The organism is Spirosoma spitsbergense DSM 19989 (genome assembly GCF_000374085.1).
Classification (GTDB): domain Bacteria; phylum Bacteroidota; class Bacteroidia; order Cytophagales; family Spirosomataceae; genus Spirosoma; species Spirosoma spitsbergense.
Window position 1 is genome coordinate 72,286 of the sequence record NZ_KB893570.1, and the last position, 18,751, is coordinate 91,036.

Below are 18,751 nucleotides of genomic sequence, written 5' to 3' on the forward strand. Positions count from 1 at the left end.
TCGGTAAATTTGTAGATTATTCTCCGTAAAATGTACGTTCATCCTCTATGAAACTGTCTTTCCTAAACAGTGCGTGGCTGTTGCCCGCTGCGTTTTTGTTTATACTAACCTCCTGCCGGGAAAAAACGCTGTTCGACCGGCTCGACTCCTCTGATACGGGCATTACCTTTGCCAATACCATTACCGATACTGATACACTCAACATTCTTAACTATCAGTATATCTATAACGGGGGCGGGGTTGGCATCGGCGACTTCAACGGCGACCAGAAACCCGATGTCTTTTTTGCGGGCAATCAGGTTCCAAATCGGCTGTATATCAACAATACCGAAACCGGAAGTGGAAAACTCCATTTTAACGACATCACTCAATCGGCGGGTGTTGGCGGGGGGGGGCGCTGGTGCTCCGGCGTAGCCGTCGTTGATATCAATGCCGACGGGAAACAGGATATTTACGTATCGACAACCCTCCACAAAAAAGCGGCTCAGCGGTCTAACCTATTGTATATCAATCAGGGAAACGGGGCCGATGGACAACCAACATTCCGGGAAATGGCTGCCGACTATGGGGTTGCTGACACTACTTATACCACCCAGTCAGCCTTTTTCGATTACGATAATGACGGCGATTTAGACCTTTTCGTGCTGGTCGATCAGATTGATGACCCCCGCAATCCAACCAACCTGCGCGCCCGGGTAAATGACGGTACTTCCCCCAATACCGACCGGCTCTACCGCAATGATTTCGATGCAAAACGCGGCCATGCCTACTTCACCGATGTAACGAAACAGGCCGGTACGCTGGCCGAGGGTTTCGGCCTGGGTGTGAATATCTGCGACATCAACCGCGATGGCTGGAAAGATATTTACATTACCAATGATTTTGCCACAAATGATGTGCTCTACATCAATAATCATGATGGCACGTTCACGAATCATGCCCATGATGCCTTCAGGCACACCAGTTCGTCGGCAATGGGAAATGATGTTGGCGACATCAATGGCGATGGCCTGGCCGATATTATTGCAATGGACATGCTGCCTGAAGATAACCTGCGGAAGAAGAGCCTGATGGGGCCAAGCAGCTATTTTGCCTACCAGGAATGGGACCGCCTGGGGTATGAGCACCAATATGCCCGAAACACCCTGCAACTGAACCAGGGCGTACAGCCAATCGATACGTCCCATGTTGGTATGCCGATTTTCAGCGAAATCAGTATGCTGGCCGGGATAGCCGAAACGGAGTGGAGCTGGTCACCACTACTGGCGGATTTCGATCAGGATGGCTATCGCGACCTGCTGGTGACCAATGGATTTCCCCGCGATATTACCGACCGGGATTTCACGACCTATTATAGTTCTGTGAATACCTACCTGACGGATGCGCTTCGTAAAGAGTTGACTACTAAAATGCCGCAGGTAAAGGTGAGTAACTACGCTTACCGCAATAAAGGCAACGCCACTTTTGAGAACGCTACGGCTCGCTGGGGAATGACCGAGCCAAGTTTCTCGAACGGTGCGGCTTACGCCGATTTTGACGGTGACGGTGATTTGGATTACGTGATTAACAACATCAACGACGAAGCCTTCATCTACCGCAACAACCTGACCGACCTGAAATCGGAAACGGCTCATTCGCTGCGCATTAAGTTTGAAGGGGATGGTGCAAACCCAATGGGGCTTGGCGCAACCGTTGAGTACGAACTACCCGACGGCCGTAAGGAGTTTTATGAGCATACGCCATACCGGGGTTTCCTCTCCAGTGTTGACCCAATCGCTCATTTTGGCCTCGGCAAATTCACTACGATTAAAAACCTGAAAGTAACCTGGCCCGGCGGCCGGATGCAGATTCTGCCAACCATTAATGCCGACCAAACCATTACCGTTAGTGCAAAGAATGCCCGGTCTGATGGCGCGACCCAGGTTAGTATAGCCTCCAATTCATTATTTCAGGACGTGACCGCCGAACTCGGCATTACGTACAAACACGAAGAAACGGACATCATTGATTTCAATCTGCAAAAAACGCTGTTGCACAAATTAACAGAATACGGTCCTGCTCTGGCCGTAGGCGATGTCAACGGTGATGGGCTGGCCGATATGGTTATTGGAGGCAGTTCAAAGTTCTCAACGAACATTCTTTTGCAGCAACCCTCAGGACAGTTCATAGTAAAAGCGATGCCGACAAAATTGTCGGAAGATGCGGGTTTGCTGTTATTTGATGCCGACCTTGACGGTGACTTGGATTTGTACGCAACCAGTGGCAGCCCTGAGTTTGGCATCAGCGAGTTGACCGAAGCCCTGCGCCACCGCCTTTACGTAAACGACGGAAAAGGCAACTTTACGTTAGCCACCAATGCGCTGCCGAACTTTAGCCTGAATGGGTCATGCGTAAAAGCGGCTGATTTTGATGGTGATGGTGACCTGGATTTGTTTGTTGGGGGCCGGGTAGAACCGTACAAATACCCAATGGGTGTGCCGAGTTACCTACTCCGAAATGATAGCAAAAAAGGGGAGCCACATTTCAGCGATGTTACAGCGCAGATGGCGCCCGTTCTGGCTAAAGGTGGCTTGATCTGCGATGCCCTCTGGACGGATTTCGATAAGGATGGCGACGTTGATTTGCTACTGGCCAGCGAGTGGGGGGCCCTCACGATGCTACGGAATGACAAAGGCCATTTACAACCAGTAGAAAACAATGGTTTATCGGATAAAGCCGGTTTCTGGAACTCCATCACCCCCGGCGATTTTGACAATGATGGGGATATCGACTATCTGGCGGGTAATATTGGGCAAAATAACCTCCTCCGCGCCAGTACCGACCGGCCCGTTCGGATTTACGCGGGAGACTTCGACAACAATGGCTTCTATGATGCATTCCCGTCGGTTTATTTCAAAAACGCACAGGGACAATACGAAGAGTACCCCTATTTCGGCTGGGATGATATGGTGAAGCAGATGATTGGTATCAAAAAACGCTACCTTGAATATGCCCCATTTGGTCAGGCGACCATGAGCCAGATTTTAACGGAAGAGGAGCGGAACCAGGCCCTGAAACTCTCGGCGAATTACCTGTCCAGCAGTTACATTGAAAACAAGGGAAATGGGCAGTTCGAGGTAAAACCATTACCAATCATGGCCCAAACTGCGCCAATATTCGGTATGCTGGCGCAGGATGTGGACGGTGACGGTAACCTGGATGCCGTTCTGGTGGGCAACGAATACGGTAGCGATATGGTGGGCGGACGTATGGATGCCTTTGATGGACTGGTACTAAAGGGCGACGGTAAAGGCAATTTCACCCCCTTAACCATTGGCCAGAGCGGTTTCTACGTTCCCGGCAATGCCAAAGCACTCGTTAGCTGGCCCGATGTGAAGGGTGAATTAAAAATGGCAGTCACGCAAAACCGGGGGCCATTACGCGTGTTTGCCGTCCGTCAGCCGCAAACATTCACTCCCATTGACCCAAAAACGACCGCTGTTACTATCCGACTGAAAAACGGGCGTACCCGTCGGCAGGAAATTCCTTTCGGGACATCATTTTACAGTCAGTCAGCACGGGGCGTATGGCTGCTGCCGGGTGAGTCTATTGTGAAGTGAGTTAATCTACCCTAACGCGAATATTGGCATCCGATACGCTGGCCGTTCGGCTACTCACGGCGGAGGTGATAAAGAAACCTGTAGCCGGTCGGCCGGTGGGGTTCGTGTTGATAATGTTAGTCGGCACGTTGGCGGGTGGGGTAGCAAAAAGCCCCCCATTTGTCACCTGCGTTCGGACCTGCTGCCAGAAAAGAAAGGCATCGGCCGTTAGGGAATGGACTTCTACCTTTACTATATCCTTCAGCGCATACAGGCTATCCGGATTGATAGACCGACGGATAGGCACGATGAATGTCAGACCATCTGCAACCGATGAATTACCCCCAAACACGCCATCCTGCGACGTGATGATGTTGTTCGGTTTGTTCTGCAACGTTCCATTACGAAAAAACCGAATTCGGTAGTAGTCTACCTGTTTGGGTATGTCGACCGCATAAAACTCGGCCCGATAGCCCTGCGTTGTAGACAATGGATTAAGTGCCCGTTTCACAAAAATGAGGGAATCGATGGGCGGTACCGGGTTTATTTTTGAGGTAGACCGGAACGTATCTCCGCCGTACAGAATAGTTAGCTGATACGTTCGGCCAATGTGCCCCAGCGTATCTTTTCCGGTGGGTTTCCACACATAATAACCCGTGTTCGTGGAGTCTATAAATCGATACGTTTTCCCGGTATTATCGGTAACCGTGACGGTAGCACTGGTAGCCGCCGGTGGCGTGTTACTATCGAAGTAGCCTGCTGTTTTGGTAAGTCGTATCGTCTGTGAGCCGGGCTGGTTGGTTAACAGAGCATCTACAGAAAGCTGAACAGGACCGGTATCGAGTTTGGCATCAATAACGGTCGTGCAGCCGTTTAGCCCGATAAATCCTCCCAGAATATAAAGTAAAAATACAGGACGTTTCATGGTGGAACGGCTAGAATTTGAAGTTGTAGGTAACAGATGGAATAATCGTAGCAAAAACCGAATACTTGATAGCCTCCGTCACCTGTGGTCTATCCGTATTGGGCTGAAAATAAACGGAGAAGGCATTTTTTCGGGCATATACGTTATAGACAGAAAATACCCAGTTGTCGTCCTTCCGCTTACCTTCCCGTTTGCGTCCCTGCAACGTAGCCGCTAAGTCGAGCCGGTGATAGGCTGGAATACGGTAGTTGTTGCGCGTATTCCCATAGTTCTGCGGTACCACAATTCCGTCGTATTCAAACCGGTTTGTGGGAAAGGTTGCCGGGGTACCACTCGCCAGGGTGAAAGTAGCCGAAAAATTCCATCGTTTAGCCCTGGGGGGGTCAATTAACAGGACTGACGTCAGCACGTGCCGTTTATCAAATCGCGTGGGGTACCAGTTTCCGTTATTGATACCGGCAACCTGCCGCTCTGTTTTAGCCAGCGTATAGCTTATCCACCCATTCACAACGCCGGTATTTCGTTTCACATAAAACTCAGCTCCGTAAGCACGGCCCTTTCCCGGCAACAAATCACCTTCCAGGTATTTGTTCAGAATCAGGCGTGCCCCATCGATGTAGTCAATCTGGTTCTGTAACCATTTGTAGTATACCTCTACCGATGCTTCAAATTCGCTGCCTGTTCCGGTAGAACGACCAAAGTTTTTGAAGTAGCCACCGGCAATCTGGTCAGCCAGTTGCGGCTTGATATTATTCGTCGATGGGGTCCAGATATCCAGGGGCGTAGAAGCCGACGTGTTGGAAATAAGGTGGACGTACTGCGCCAGTCGGTTGTAACTGGCTTTGAATGAACTGGTATTGTTCAATTCGTATTTGGCCGAAAAGCGTGGTTCCCAGTTACCATAAGTCGTAATAATCTGGTTGCGTTTGTACGTGCTGGTCGATACCACCGCCCGTGATTTTCCTACCGGCCCATCGGTAGCAAATGTATAGGCTTCGCCGGGTCCAATGTAGTTGAAGAGGGAGTAGCGCAGCCCGTACTGTACTTGCAATTTAGACGTCAGCTGTTGTTCATTGCCCAGATAAAGGGCATTTTCAAGCGAGTATTTGTTTTCCAGACCGAACGTACGAACGCTTCCCGAGCTGGCCGCCGTGGCCGTGCCAGGCTGGAAATTATGAAAAATCGCCTGACCACCGAAGGTAACGGTGTTTTTACCCAGGAAGAGCGAAAAATCGGGTTTCAGGCTGTAATCAACAATGCGGGAGTCGGTACGAAAATAGTCATTAGGGTTTTTCTGTTTCAGGTCGGTGTTGAGCGAGTAGTCGTAGTTGCTGTAATAGGCTGTTGTGTTCAGAAACAGTCTATTACTGAACACGTGGTTCCAGCGGGTCGAAACGGTTGTGCTACCCCAGTTAAACCCAAAATCAGCCCCGAATACATCACGACCCAGATAACCGGATATAAATACGGTGTTTTTATCGTTGATTCGATAGTTTGCTTTAGCCGTTAAATCGTAAAAATAGAATTTTGAGCCTTTCAGGTCATTTTTCAGGAAGGGCTGAGCCAGAATGTCTGCGTACGAACGCCGAGCCGCTACAATAAACGATCCTTTCCCATTAAACAGTGGCCGCTCGTACGATAGTCGACTAAAAATAAGTCCGATACCCCCATTGAGTTCAGGTTTCTTAGCATTTCCTTCTTTCAGCCGGACATCCAGGATGGAAGCAATCCGACCACCATAGTTGGAAGGAATACCACCCTTAATCAGTTTGACATCTTTTACCGCATCGGGGTTAAAGACTGAAAAGAAACCAAACAGGTGCGAGGAATTATAGACTGGTGCTTCATCCAGCAGTACCAGATTCTGGTCGATGCTGCCACCCCGAACGTTGAACCCCGTTGCACCTTCACCCACGGTCGAAACGCCGGGCAAAAGCTGAATACTCCTGATTACATCTACCTCACCCAGCAAGGCCGGTATCCGCTTCAGCGTTTTCACATCAATCTGGTTGACACTCATCTCGATGTTTTTGACATTATCGTCCTCCCGCTTGGTCGATACGACAACTTCCTGAAGCTGCTCACCTTCCTGTTTCAACTCCAGGTTAAGGCGCACGTCGCCCCCGGTTAACTCAACAAATCTCGATTGTTTAGCGTAACCCACATAGCTAATAACCAGGTTATAACTTCCGGCAGGAAGCGTAACGGCATAAAATCCATAGCTATTGGTCACGGCACCGGTGCTCGTTTCTTTAACATAGATCGAAACCCCGATCAGGCCCTCCCCATTGGCGGCATCTTTGATGTAGCCACTAACGGAAAAGGTGGCTGCTGATTGGTCCTTGTTAAAACGGCTGTTCTGGGTCTGTTGTGCCTTACTCTCCAGGGAAGCAAATACACCAACAAACAGGCAGACCAGCCAATAAGGTATAAAGTATTTCATTACGTTATCAATAGTATCCTTTGAGGATAAATACTCAGGTTTTTTTGATAACGCAAAAGTAATCCCGTGTTAGTTCAGCCTAACCAGAAATTAGATAAACCGACTAAATAGCGCGTTGAACGGCAACAGGTTACCAATAAATTAATTGAAGTTGCTAGGTGGCAGGCCCTTATTGCGCCCTAATAATGGGAACGAGTTTCTGTAAGGCTACGAATCGGTCCACATCCGGTTTTTCCTCCGAAATCGGCAGTTTTTTCAGCACTTCTACCAGAATCTTCCCCACCAATAGCCGCATGTTTTTCTTGTCATCAGCCGGAATCACATACCAGGGGGTGTTTTCAGTAGCGGTTTCGTTGATAGCATCTTCGTATGCTTTCTGATAGTCATCCCAGAATTCACGTTCTTTAACATCACCCTCTTCAAATTTCCAGTTTTTGTCAGCTTCGTCAATACGATCAATCAGCCGGTCGGCCTGTTCTTCTTTGGATACGTGCAGATAAAATTTCACTATCGGAAAGCCATTCCGGTGCAGAAATTTTTCCATGTCCCGAATGGACTCATAGCGATCTTTAAAGAGTTGTTCCAAATCGTCCGTAACGTTTTCGGGAAGCCGCTGGCTTTCGGTCAGGATTTCGGGGTGTACTTTGGTAACGATTACTTCCTCATAATACGAGCGGTTGAAGATGCCAATGGTACCCCGTTCGGGTAGTTCGCGCCAGCCCCGCCATAGCCAATCGTGTCGAAGTTCCTGATCGGTCGGGCGTTTGAACGAGTATCCCTTTATACCCACCGGGTTCGTACCTGTAAATACGTGCTGGATGGTGCTATCCTTCCCGGCCGCATCCATAGCCTGGAATATTACCAGCAGGCCATAACGGTTGTGGGCGTACATTTTCTCCTGCAGTTTATCAATACCAGAAGCATGATCGCTCAGCAGATCTTCATACTCGTCTTTATCGTCATAGAAGTCATCTACTTTAGTAGGTTGTTTTTTAATCTTAAGTGATTTGGAACCGTCGTAACGAAATTGCTTTATATCGAAGTCTTTCATAGTATGATGACGTAAACTTTACGCGGATTAGTGATGTTCTTTCCGTAAGAGTTTATAACCAAAAACCTAACCAATGGTTGCCATTACCTGCAGCAACTCATTTTTGTTTCAACAAGCATGATAACAAATCAATCAGCCAATACGGACAAGGCAACCCTGGGAACGGGTTGTTTCTGGTGTACGGAAGCGGTTTATCAATCGCTCGATGGGGTTATTTCAGTTGTATCGGGTTACGAAGGCGGCCGCAAGATAAACCCAACGTATGGAGAAGTATGCACGGGGAATACCGGCCACGCCGAATGCGTAGAAATTACGTACGATCCCGCCAAAATAACGTATCAGGATTTACTCGAAGCCTTTTTCCGGAGTCACGACCCAACCACACTGAATCGTCAGGGAAATGACGTAGGCACGCAGTATCGGTCGGTTATTTTTTATCATAACGACGAACAGAAGCAACTCGCCGAAACGGCGATAAAAGAACTGGACAAATCGGGGGCCTATAATAACCCCATTGTAACGGAAGTTACCCCTGCCGAAACATTCTTTGCAGCTGAAGCATACCACCAAAACTACTTCATTAACAATCCGAATCAAGGCTATTGCGCCTTTGTCGTTGCTCCTAAAGTAGACAAGTTCAAGAAGGTATTCAAGGACAAGCTGAAGCCGGAACTAGCTCATTAGCAGCAACATCACATAAAACTTTGTCACAAAAAAATCCCCGACGCGGGGATTTTTTTTGCGTTCAGGTTAAACAAAGCAGGAATGGCCAGAAAAGTAATCCCCTGATATTGAGAAACTTAATACGAATAAATTCTCTTTATTGTGTCAATCGTTTACTTCAGATTAGTATATTCGTACCGTAATGGATAATATGACCGATTAATAAGTGACAAGGATATACATTTGCTACGCCAATTGTTTCATATTTACTTTGTTTCAAATTCTAACGTAAATCAGTAGAACAAAATGAAAAAAATCAACTTTTCAATCTTATTGGTGCTTGGCTTGTTAGCCGGTACCCAATCGTTTGCTCAACTTGCCATCGATAAGGGCACCAAATTTGTCAACCTCGGAATTGGCGTTGGAGGTTATTCCAGTGCCGGTGGTATCGCCTTCGGTGCATCCGCTGACTTTGGCGTTGCACCTAACTTTACGGTGGGTGGCCAGATTGCTTACCGTAGCTTCAACTATGGCTATCTTGGCTACAACGATAAAATCAATTACCTGTATTTTGCAGCTCGTGGTTCTTATCACTTTAACCAATTGCTAAACTTGAGTACTGACAAAGCTGATCTTTACGCAGGATTAGGCATTGGTTACGAAAGCGTTTCTTACAGCAACAACATTTACGGTGGCAGTACCTTCGGGAGTGGCATTTTCGTTCCTATCCACCTGGGGGGTCGTTATTTCTTTAGCGATAACGTAGGTGGTTTTGCTGAATTAGGTACTGGTATTGCTCCGCTCCTGTTGGGCGTTACCTTCAAGTTTTAATTAACCAATAGCGTACCCAACAGAAAGGCCAATCCTGAGTTAGGATTGGCCTTTCTGTTGGGTATATCAAGTTACTTACTCGCTACTTCCCTCAGGCTTTTCACACCCATATTCCAGAGAATAAAGGAATAGATATCGGCTGCTGTTTCGATATTCTTTTTGGTATTACTCGCTCCATGCCCAGAATTGGTATCTATCCGAATCAGGACGGGGTTATCTCCTTTGTACAATTCCTGCAACGTAGCCGCGTATTTGAACGAGTGCGCCGGAACAACCCGGTCATCATGGTCGGCGGTGGTGATAAGCGTGGCCGGGTAATTCAGACCGGGCTTGATGTTCTGTATTGGCGAGTAAGCGTATATTGCCTTAAACTCCTCAGGGTTATCACTGCTACCATAATCGGCAATCCAGTTCCAGCCAATGGTAAATTTGTGAAACCGCAGCATATCCATGACACCCACCTGCGGAATAGCCACCCGAAACAAGTCAGGTCGCTGATTCATAACGGCACCTACCAGCAGTCCGCCGTTCGAGCCTCCCTGTATCGCCAGTTTGTCCGTACTCGTATAGTTCTGGGCAATAAGGTACTCGGCAGCCGCAATGAAATCATCGAATACGTTCTGTTTCTTGAGTTTCATCCCCTGTTCGTGCCATTTCTCGCCATACTCACTACCACCCCGCAGGTTAGCCTGGGCATACACGCCACCCTGCTCAAGAAAGGGAATCCTGAACGGACTGAATGCCGGTGGTAAACTGATGTTGAAGCCTCCGTATCCATAAAGCAGCGTTGGATTTGTTCCGTCCAGTTTCAATCCTTTCCGGTACGTCAGGAACATAGGCACTTTTGTACCGTCTTTGCTGGTGTAGAAAACCTGCTTGGTTTCGTATTCGTCCGGCTTAAAATCTACTTCGGGGGCGCGGAAGACGCTGCTCTTTCCGGTGGCAATGTCGTAGCGGTAAATGGTAGGCGGAAAAGTGAACGAGGTAAATGTGTAGAATACGAATTTATCGTCTTTCTCCCCCCCAAACCCACCGGCAGAACCCAGTGCTGGCAGCTGGACTTCACTTTCTTTTTTCCCCTTGTAATTGAACACCTCTATTTTTGAGGTCACGTCTTTCGAGTACTCAACAAATAGTTTTTCACCAGCAGCATTAACACTATTCTCCGCAATGGGTTCGGGTTTTTCGGGAATAAGTGTCGAAAATGCTCCCTTCTTTGTGTCGTAGGCAATTACCTTGCTGTTAGGAGCTTTCTCGTTGGTCAGAATTAGTAGCCGTGCACCGTCATTGTCCACTACATTATAGCTAAAATCTGTCACTTCGGCCACAACTGGTTTGAATGTATTGCCAGCTGGTGCCAATTGCTTATCCATATAGAAGAGGGCATTTCCATCTTTGCCTTGCCCCCGGTCGCTCACCGTTAGTAGCACAAACCGCTCATCGTCGGTGGTACGAACGGTATGGAAACGCTGCGGGTGGCTGGCATCTTTAAATACCAGCCGGTCGGCCGATTGCGGTGTGTTCAATTTATGAAAATACACCTGATGGTTTTCATTTTTAGCCGCCAGTGCGCTTCCTTCGGGTTTGGGGTAGCGGCTGTAATAAAACCCATCTCCCTGCCAAGCAGCCCCTGAAACTTTTACCCATTCAATGGTTTCGGGCAGGTACTTTTTGGTAGCCAAATCCATTATCTGGTACTCCTGCCAGTCGGAACCACCTTTCGATAAACCAACCACGGCGTACTTTCCATCTTTCGAGAGGGAGAATGCCCCCAGGCGGGTGGTGCCATCCGTCGACAATTTATTCGGGTCAATGACGATTTCGGGCGTGGCATCAAGTCCTCTCTGCCGGTATAATACCGACTGATTCTGAAGACCGTCGTTTTTCGAGTAATAATACCATTCTCCCCGGCGGCTCGGTGCCGAGTATTTAGGATAGTTATACACCTGTTCCAGCCGGTCCTGCATCTGCTTCCGATAAGGAATCTGGGCCAGATAATCGAATGTAACTTTATTCTCGGCCTTAACCCAATCGGCTGTTTCTGCCGAACGGTCATCTTCAAGCCAGCGGTATGGGTCTTTAACCTGTGTACCATGATAGGTATCAACCTGGTCTGTTTTACGTGCATTAGGATAGGAAAGAGGCTGGGTGTTCTGACCCATAGCCACCGAAGTACTGACCATAAGAAGCAACTGAAGAGACGAAAAATGACGCATAGTGTATGTTGATGATTATAGATGAACTGTATTTCTACACCGCATTAGTGCGCGGCAGGAATTAAACCCTGCGAATCGTGCCGGAGCAACATCTCAAACAACAGGACGGTAGCCGCAGCATCGCCCTGAGCCCGATGCCGTCCGTTGAGCGGAATACCCAGCGAATAGCAAAGTTTTCCTAAACTGTAGGATGGATGGCCCGGAATTAGTTTGCGACTCGTTCGGACGGTACAAAGGGTACGCCGGAAAAAATCGTATCCTAGCAAGTTCAATTCTTTTTGGACGAAAGCAAAGTCGAAATTAACGTTGTGTGCCACAAAAACAGCTCCTTCCGTAATGGAAAGCACATTGGTAGCTACCTCGGCAAAAGTAGGTGCGTTCTGCACCATTTCATCAGAAATACCCGTGAGATGGCGAATGAAGGGAGGTATGGGACAGCCGGGGTTCAACAGCGAATGAAAGGAGTCGACAACCTGTTTTCCATCGTGGCGGAAGATAGCGATTTCAGTAAGTCGTCCGGGGCCTTTTACATGCCCGGTTGTTTCAACATCAACGATACAATACACAACTGGTGATTTAGCAGTACCCCGTAAACAATTTTTGATGGGTAATGAGTTCGGTACGGGTAAGGGGTAAGACTTATTCCTGAATTCCGTTCAGAGACATGGAAACGGGCAGGGAATGATTATGAACTGACTTTCGGACTACAACCCCCTCACGAATCAGGCGAAGCGCATACGCCAATACGTAGTCCCGATTGGTCATCAGGTCATCGTAACTACGGGTGATGGCAAAATCCGGCTCAACGGTAAATCCATTAGCCCGGTCGGCAACAACGGCATGGGTCATTTTTTTCAGCGGAATTCGAACCTGAAGTTTGGAGTACGGCAGAGTTACCGTTTTGAAATGGCCCGCAAAATCACCCCAGTACGCGCTGCCGCTGGCTTCGCCAATAAAGGTACCCAGCCCTGCATCCAGTGTTTTGGCTAACACAGTGGTGGTTGCTGAAAACGAAGCGCCATTCATCAGGAAATACAGATTTCCCGAAAATGCGTCTTTACGGCGGGGGTGAAAGCGTTTGTGCGATAAACGGCTGGAAAAGCCCCCTGTCTTGTCGGTTTTGTATTGCAGGCTGAAATTCAAAGCTGACAGCGGATTCCAGCGATTGACCAGTTCGGCACGGGCAGCCTTTTTCATGGCTTCCTGCTCCATGAGTCTGAACGGCTCAGGCATCCAGTAACGGAGTAGCCGACCAGAGTTCAACACCACTCCTCCCCCGTTTCCCTGCATATCGACAATGAGGTTTTGTACATTCTGCTGATGTATCTGCTTGAAAACGCGTTTCAATTGCCGGTTGAATGCCCACTGAAAGGGGTCCTTCTTTTTCAATCCCATGAAAGACGAGACCCGCAACACAGCCGTACGGGTAAGTGTATCAATCATATTGACCGATAAGTTTGCCGGTTGATTCAGTTCAACACCATACCGCTTGCGGATCGTCTGCCGGAAAGTACTGAGCGTTGGACAGGGTAAACAGGTTTTTTGAACCAGGGTATCACCAGCCAGTCGGTAAGTAATCGTAACCGTACTGGATGACCCATACCAAGCCGCGTAATAATCAGCGAACTGTACCAGGCTCCACTGTCGGCGACCAGTCAGGTTGTCCCCATCAGAACCAGAATGATCGATACTCATCAACGCGCGATGTAAATCACCAACGGTGCGGCCATTAATCGTGAGCAATTCGGTACCACGTACCAGGCTCGTATCTGCCGAAACATTATGACTGATGAAGTACTGATCCTCTACCGGCCGGATATAAAAGGGCAGAAAGTGCGTCTGCTTCCCAATATAATTTTTTCGGTGATTGAGGTTCGTATGACCGTCTTTTATGGCAGCAACCAGGGGACTGATGTGGCGAAAGAAAGGAAGATAGTCCATCGGCCCGGTCAATCCGTTATACAACGAGTCGTAGAGTTGTTCCATTCGGGCCTGGGGCGTGTAATACCCCATACCGGGATGCAGTAAATCGAGTTTTCGCTTCAGGTAAGTGAGGTCAGTACGAGTCTGCGCATCGGTAAGTACCTGGGCAGAGGCCGTAAGGCAGATCACTCCCGTTAGCAGACTCATCAAAAATAAGCTTCGGCCAGTCTTCATCGGTACAGATTACGGTGACACTCCATCTTTTCTGATGAAGTATTTTTTGTACGGTGAAGATAAAATCTGGCGTAACTATAATCAAGTTAAAATGTTTAAAGATGAGATAAAATTTTGTATTAAGCCCGAAGCGCAGTCTATTGACGCACCAGGAGCTGATTCTGTACTATCACACGGTAGCTATTGATCTTTACGATGAGGAATGACAGTCCAGTGTTTCACGCCTGGAAGATGCTCCCCTACAATAGCAGCCGCCACATCTTCTAAGTTTTCTTCGTTCGTAATAAAAAACAAGCTTTCAATGTCTTTCTCATTTTGGGTGGTACGTACCTCATAATACTCGTTGTGGTGCTCGATCGCGTGTCTTTCGACAAGTTGGTACTGGGCCATATTTTTCAGCAATAGGTGAGTAAGCATAACCCATTTTAATACAATTGGTTTAGCTGATCCTGTTGGCAAAAGGTAGAGACACCAACGGACTACCCACCAGCCTGTCCCTTAAATACTATCTAACCCGTAAAAGCCAAAAACCTTTTTTACTTCACTTTCCTGATTGACAAACATTTTGTACCTTTGCGGTCTTAATTTTTGAAAGCATAGACAAGGTGACTCCGTTACGCGCATACGACATTCATATTGTTGGATTAGACAACAAGCGATACGAGTACGATTTTGCGTCGGACAGTACCTTCTTCGCGTCACTGGATCAGGAACTGATTGCAAAAGGTAACGTTCAAACACACCTGATTCTGGATAAGTCGGAGACAATGATTCGGCTGGATTTTCACATTATAGGTTTTGTTGAGCAAACCTGTGACAGAAGCCTCGATGAATATGAGGAGCCGGTTGATACCAGGCAAACCATGTTGCTGAAATTTGGCGACCACAATGAAGAGTTGAGTGATGAAATTGAACTCATCGAGCGGAATACAACGACCATTAACGTAGCCCGTTATATTTTTGAGTTCATCAGTCTGTCTTTACCCATGAAACGGCTTCACCCCCGTTTTCGGAACGAAGAAGAAGGCGACGACGAAGAGAATGGTAAAATAATTTACCGTTCCGATTCAGAAGAAAACGAAGAGGATCAGTCGGGTGTTGACCCCCGCTGGGCCGCTTTGAGAAAATTGAGTGATAATTAAGACAATTAATTAGTTCGTGCCGGGCACCGGTGCGATTTGACGTTTGTAGTAGCTGCTGTGGCTCCTACAATGAACTATAAACCGCGCCGGCGAACCGGCTTAAACTACAAACTGAACAATGGCACATCCAAAACGACGCCACTCCAGCACCCGGCGCGATAAGCGCAGAACTCATTACAAAGCGACACCGGTAGCACTGTCTACAGATGCTCAAACCGGCGAAGTGCATCAGCGCCACCACGCCCACATTTTTGAGGGAAATCTTTTTTATAAAGGGCAGATGATTGTCGAGAATTACGCCAAAACGGCCTAAATCTGATCGATTTTTGAAGAGTATTTCGTTGACGTCTTTCCCAGGATGAACGCGAAATACTTTTTTATTGCCTGTCACCTCCCTATTTTTACGCATATTTACTTTACCATTCAACTTACCTGGGAGGTATTGAACAAACCGAGTCGATGAAAATTGCAGTGGATGCAATGGGTGGCGATTTTGCCCCCGAAGCAATTGTAGAAGGAGTACTATTGGCCGCTGCTGAATTGCCGGAACATGTAACCATTGTACTTATCGGCAGACAGGCTTCCGTAACACCCCTGCTTCAAAACCATAATTCTGAAGCAGTTGCCCGTATTGAGCTGGTCAACGCCGATGATGTAATTGATATGAGTGAGCACCCTACAAAGGCGCTCTCGCAGAAGCCCAATTCCAGCATCGGAGTTGGGTTTAAGCTTTTGAAAGACAGACAGATTGATGCCTTTTGCAGCGCCGGAAACACGGGCGCCATGCATGTAGGTGCCCTGTTTAGTATTAAAGCAATCGAAGGCATTCTGCGCCCCTGCATTGCAGGCTTTGTTCCTCAGGTTACGGGCGGTTATGCCATTATGCTTGATATTGGGGCTAACGCCGACTGTAAGCCGGAAGTACTTGAGCAATTTGGCCATGTAGGGTCAATCTATGCGAAGTATGTATTTGGTATTGACCGGCCCCGGGTAGCCCTGATGAACATCGGTTCTGAAGAACAGAAGGGTTCCTTGGTCGCGCAGGCAACTCATCAGCTACTGAAAGATAATCAGCACATTAACTTCGTTGGCAACATAGAAGGCGGAGACTTTTTCGATGCGAAAGCCGATGTTATTGTAACGGATGGATTTACAGGCAATGTTCTGTTTAAACTGGGGGAATCCTTTTACCAGGTAGCTAACAAGCGTGGCATACAGGATGATTTCCTGGATAAAACCAACTACGAATCGGTCGGTGGCAGTCCGATTCTGGGTGTGAATGGTAATGTGATTATTGCTCATGGTATTTCCTCCCCGCTGGCTATAAAAAATATGATTGGCCTGGCCATCCGGCAGGTGGAGTCCGATTCATATGTCAAAATTGCCCAGGCATTGAGTTAATTTATGCTTTACGGTTAATGACAGACTGTTGACCCATACTTCATTAAGCGTAACTTTGTACCCCAACTTATGAGTAAAGCTGCCATAACAGGAATTCACGGCTACGTTCCCGACTACATACTGACCAATGCAGAGTTGGAGCGTATGGTGGATACAAATGATGAATGGATTACAAGTCGCACCGGTATTAAAGAACGGCATATCCTGAAAGGCGAAGGTATGGGGTCCTCGCACATGGGGTCGAAAGCAGTAGCAGGCTTGCTCGAAAAGATGAATATTAAGCCTGAACAGGTTGATTTACTCATTTGTGCCACAACGACCCCCGATTACGTGTTTCCCTGTACCGCTAACCTGATTTGCGATATGGTGGGTATTCGTAATATAGGAAGCTTTGACATTCAGGCCGCCTGTTCCGGTTTTCTGTATGCCCTTACCATTGGAACACAGTTTATTGAAACAGGAAAGTACAGGAAAGTAATCGTTGTAGGCGCCGATAAAATGTCGGCCATTACCGATTATACAGACCGCACTACCTGCGTTCTATTCGGCGATGGGGCCGGAGCTGTGATGCTCGAGCCTAACGACGAGGGCGTAGGTGTCCTCGACTCCATTATTAAATCGGACGGCAGTGGCCAGAATCACCTCTTGCAGAAAGCGGGCGGCAGCCGCTATCCGCCCTCGCACGAAACAGTAGAGAAACGCTGGCATTACGTTTATCAGGATGGGCCGTCCGTTTTTAAATTCGCAGTTAAAAACATGGCTGATGTATCCGCTGAAATAATGGAACGGAATCATCTATCAGGCTCTGATGTAGCTTGGTTGGTGCCTCATCAGGCCAACAAACGCATTATTGATGCTACCGCTCACCGGATGGGTATCGAGTCCGACAGAGTCATGCTCAATATTCACAAGTACGGCAACACCACAGCGGCCACTATCCCCTTGTGTCTATTTGATTATGAGTCGCAGTTAAAAAAAGGGGACAATCTGATTATGGCTGCTTTCGGGGGTGGCTTTACATGGGGGGCTGCCTATATAAAGTGGGCCTATTAATTTTTATGTATGGTATATGATATAGGATGTATTTTCCTCTACCATGTATTATACATCTTACATCATACATCTTAAACAATGGCAACGACCGCAGACATTCGAAATGGACTGGTCTTAGATTACAATAACGACCTTTTTCAAATTACAGAATTCCAACATGTTAAGCCCGGAAAAGGGGCTGCTTTCGTACGAACAAAGTTAAAAAGTCTCACGACTGGCCGCGTCATTGACAACACCTTCAATTCGGGTGCTACAATTTACCCGGTTCGTGTTGAACGTCGAAAATTCCAATACCTTTACAAAGACGAAGCCGGTTTTAACTTCATGGATCAGGAGACGTTCGATCAGATCAATCTGGACGAAAAAATCATTGATGGGGCAGATTTGATGAAGGAAGGTCAGGAAGTTGAAATTCTTATCAACGCCGAAAGTGACACGCCCCTTTCCTGCGAATTACCCCCATTTGTTGAACTGGTAGTAACTTATGCAGAGCCGGGTATTAAAGGCGATACAGCCAATAGCCCTAAAAAGCGGGTAGAAGTAGAGTCGGGTGCCAAGATTATGGTTCCACTTTTTATCGAGTCAGGAGCAAAAATTAAGGTTGATACCCGAACACGCGATTACGTAGAACGAGTGAAATAAGTCTTTGAATGATCTATTATAAATGATGAATGATGAATAAATAGCCGCTTCGGTTATGGTTAATGTGTTTTCAGGATGCATCATTCATCATTTATGGTTCAAGCACTATGAGTACACAAGATATACAGCAACTTATTGACTTCATCTCCCAATCAGGCTTGGATGAGGTTAACATCGAGACAACCGACCTGAAGATCAGCGTTAAGCGGTACGGTCAAAATCCCCCATCGGCTCCCGTTGCCATGGCGGCACCAGTCACCCCTGCCTTGCAAATGCAGGCTTCGACACCAGTACCTGCGGCTTCGACACAGGTAGCAGCTTCACCACCAAAGGCTGATACATCGAACTACATTACCATTAAGTCCCCCATGATCGGTACATTCTATCGGTCAGTCAATCCTGAGTCGCCCATGTTTGTAGAAGTTGGTGACAGTATCAGTGAGGGTAAAGTGGTATGCATCATTGAAGCCATGAAATTGTTCAACGAAATCGAATCAGAGATTTCGGGGCGTATTGTGAAAATACTTGTCGAAAATGCGACTCCCGTCGAGTATGACCAGCCGTTGTTTTTGGTAGAACCCATTTAACTGAAAGAGTGAAAGAGCGAAAGAGCGAAAGGGTGTCTAGAACATTTTTCGCTCTTTCGCTC

General features: G+C 47.6%; 16 protein-coding genes. 9 read left to right on the top strand and 7 right to left on the bottom strand.

Annotated features, from left to right (window positions below):
• Window positions 1–47 precede the first annotated feature (47 nt).
• Window positions 48–3,599 (top strand): CRTAC1 family protein, encoded by a 3,552-nt coding sequence (locus B157_RS0123620; RefSeq protein WP_020605782.1) that lies wholly within the window; start codon window positions 48–50, stop codon window positions 3,597–3,599.
• 1 nt (window position 3,600) lies between these two features.
• Here the strand turns inward: B157_RS0123620 and B157_RS0123625 are convergent, their stop codons facing one another.
• From B157_RS0123625 to B157_RS0123635, 3 genes are all read right to left on the bottom strand, one after another.
• Window positions 3,601–4,503, bottom strand: a complete 903-nt coding sequence (locus B157_RS0123625; protein ID WP_020605783.1) for a DUF4249 domain-containing protein — start codon at window positions 4,501–4,503, stop codon at window positions 3,601–3,603.
• Window positions 4,504–4,513: 10 nt separating this feature from the next.
• Window positions 4,514–6,946, bottom strand: coding sequence for a TonB-dependent receptor (locus B157_RS0123630; protein WP_020605784.1), 2,433 nt, complete (start codon window positions 6,944–6,946; stop codon window positions 4,514–4,516).
• Window positions 6,947–7,115: 169 nt separating this feature from the next.
• Window positions 7,116–7,997, bottom strand: a complete 882-nt coding sequence (locus B157_RS0123635; RefSeq protein WP_020605785.1) for a PPK2 family polyphosphate kinase — start codon at window positions 7,995–7,997, stop codon at window positions 7,116–7,118.
• Between the two features lie 117 nt (window positions 7,998–8,114).
• Here B157_RS0123635 and msrA point away from each other — a divergent pair, with 117 nt between their 5' ends.
• Window positions 8,115–8,681, top strand: coding sequence for a peptide-methionine (S)-S-oxide reductase MsrA (gene msrA, locus B157_RS0123640; protein ID WP_020605786.1), 567 nt, complete (start codon window positions 8,115–8,117; stop codon window positions 8,679–8,681).
• Between the two features lie 285 nt (window positions 8,682–8,966).
• Complete coding sequence (locus tag B157_RS0123645; protein WP_020605787.1) at window positions 8,967–9,491, top strand: hypothetical protein; 525 nt, start codon at window positions 8,967–8,969, stop codon at window positions 9,489–9,491.
• 71 nt (window positions 9,492–9,562) lie between these two features.
• Here B157_RS0123645 and B157_RS0123650 read toward each other — a convergent pair whose 3' ends face one another.
• The 4 genes from B157_RS0123650 to B157_RS0123670 all read right to left on the bottom strand — a co-directional run bounded on the left by B157_RS0123650 (window position 9,563) and on the right by B157_RS0123670 (window position 14,281).
• The gene (locus B157_RS0123650; RefSeq protein WP_020605788.1) at window positions 9,563–11,707 is read right to left on the bottom strand and encodes a prolyl oligopeptidase family serine peptidase; all 2,145 of its coding nucleotides are present in this window, start codon (window positions 11,705–11,707) and stop codon (window positions 9,563–9,565) included.
• 44 nt (window positions 11,708–11,751) lie between these two features.
• Window positions 11,752–12,273, bottom strand: a complete 522-nt coding sequence (locus B157_RS0123655) for a 3'-5' exonuclease (protein WP_020605789.1) — start codon at window positions 12,271–12,273, stop codon at window positions 11,752–11,754.
• Between the two features lie 73 nt (window positions 12,274–12,346).
• Window positions 12,347–13,864: a S41 family peptidase gene (locus B157_RS0123660; RefSeq protein WP_026308926.1), complete on the bottom strand. Its 1,518-nt coding sequence runs from the start codon at window positions 13,862–13,864 to the stop codon at window positions 12,347–12,349.
• Window positions 13,865–14,044: 180 nt separating this feature from the next.
• A complete protein-coding gene (locus B157_RS0123670) occupies window positions 14,045–14,281 on the bottom strand; it encodes a hypothetical protein (RefSeq protein WP_020605791.1) in 237 nt (78 codons plus the stop codon).
• Window positions 14,282–14,469: 188 nt separating this feature from the next.
• Here B157_RS0123670 and B157_RS0123675 point away from each other — a divergent pair, with 188 nt between their 5' ends.
• From B157_RS0123675 to accB, 6 genes are all read left to right on the top strand, one after another.
• A complete protein-coding gene (locus B157_RS0123675; protein ID WP_020605792.1) occupies window positions 14,470–15,006 on the top strand; it encodes a YceD family protein in 537 nt (178 codons plus the stop codon).
• A 118-nt stretch (window positions 15,007–15,124) separates the two neighbouring features.
• A complete protein-coding gene (rpmF, locus tag B157_RS0123680; protein ID WP_020605793.1) occupies window positions 15,125–15,319 on the top strand; it encodes a 50S ribosomal protein L32 in 195 nt (64 codons plus the stop codon).
• Window positions 15,320–15,465: 146 nt separating this feature from the next.
• The gene (plsX, locus tag B157_RS0123685) at window positions 15,466–16,407 is read left to right on the top strand and encodes a phosphate acyltransferase PlsX (RefSeq protein WP_020605794.1); all 942 of its coding nucleotides are present in this window, start codon (window positions 15,466–15,468) and stop codon (window positions 16,405–16,407) included.
• 69 nt (window positions 16,408–16,476) lie between these two features.
• Entirely contained in the window at window positions 16,477–17,460 is a 984-nt protein-coding gene (locus B157_RS0123690; RefSeq protein ID WP_020605795.1) for a beta-ketoacyl-ACP synthase III, read from the top strand.
• A 78-nt stretch (window positions 17,461–17,538) separates the two neighbouring features.
• Window positions 17,539–18,102, top strand: a complete 564-nt coding sequence (gene efp / locus B157_RS0123695; RefSeq protein ID WP_020605796.1) for an elongation factor P — start codon at window positions 17,539–17,541, stop codon at window positions 18,100–18,102.
• A gap of 107 nt (window positions 18,103–18,209) precedes the next feature.
• Window positions 18,210–18,689 (top strand): acetyl-CoA carboxylase biotin carboxyl carrier protein, encoded by a 480-nt coding sequence (gene accB, locus B157_RS0123700; protein ID WP_026308928.1) that lies wholly within the window; start codon window positions 18,210–18,212, stop codon window positions 18,687–18,689.
• Window positions 18,690–18,751 lie beyond the last annotated feature (62 nt).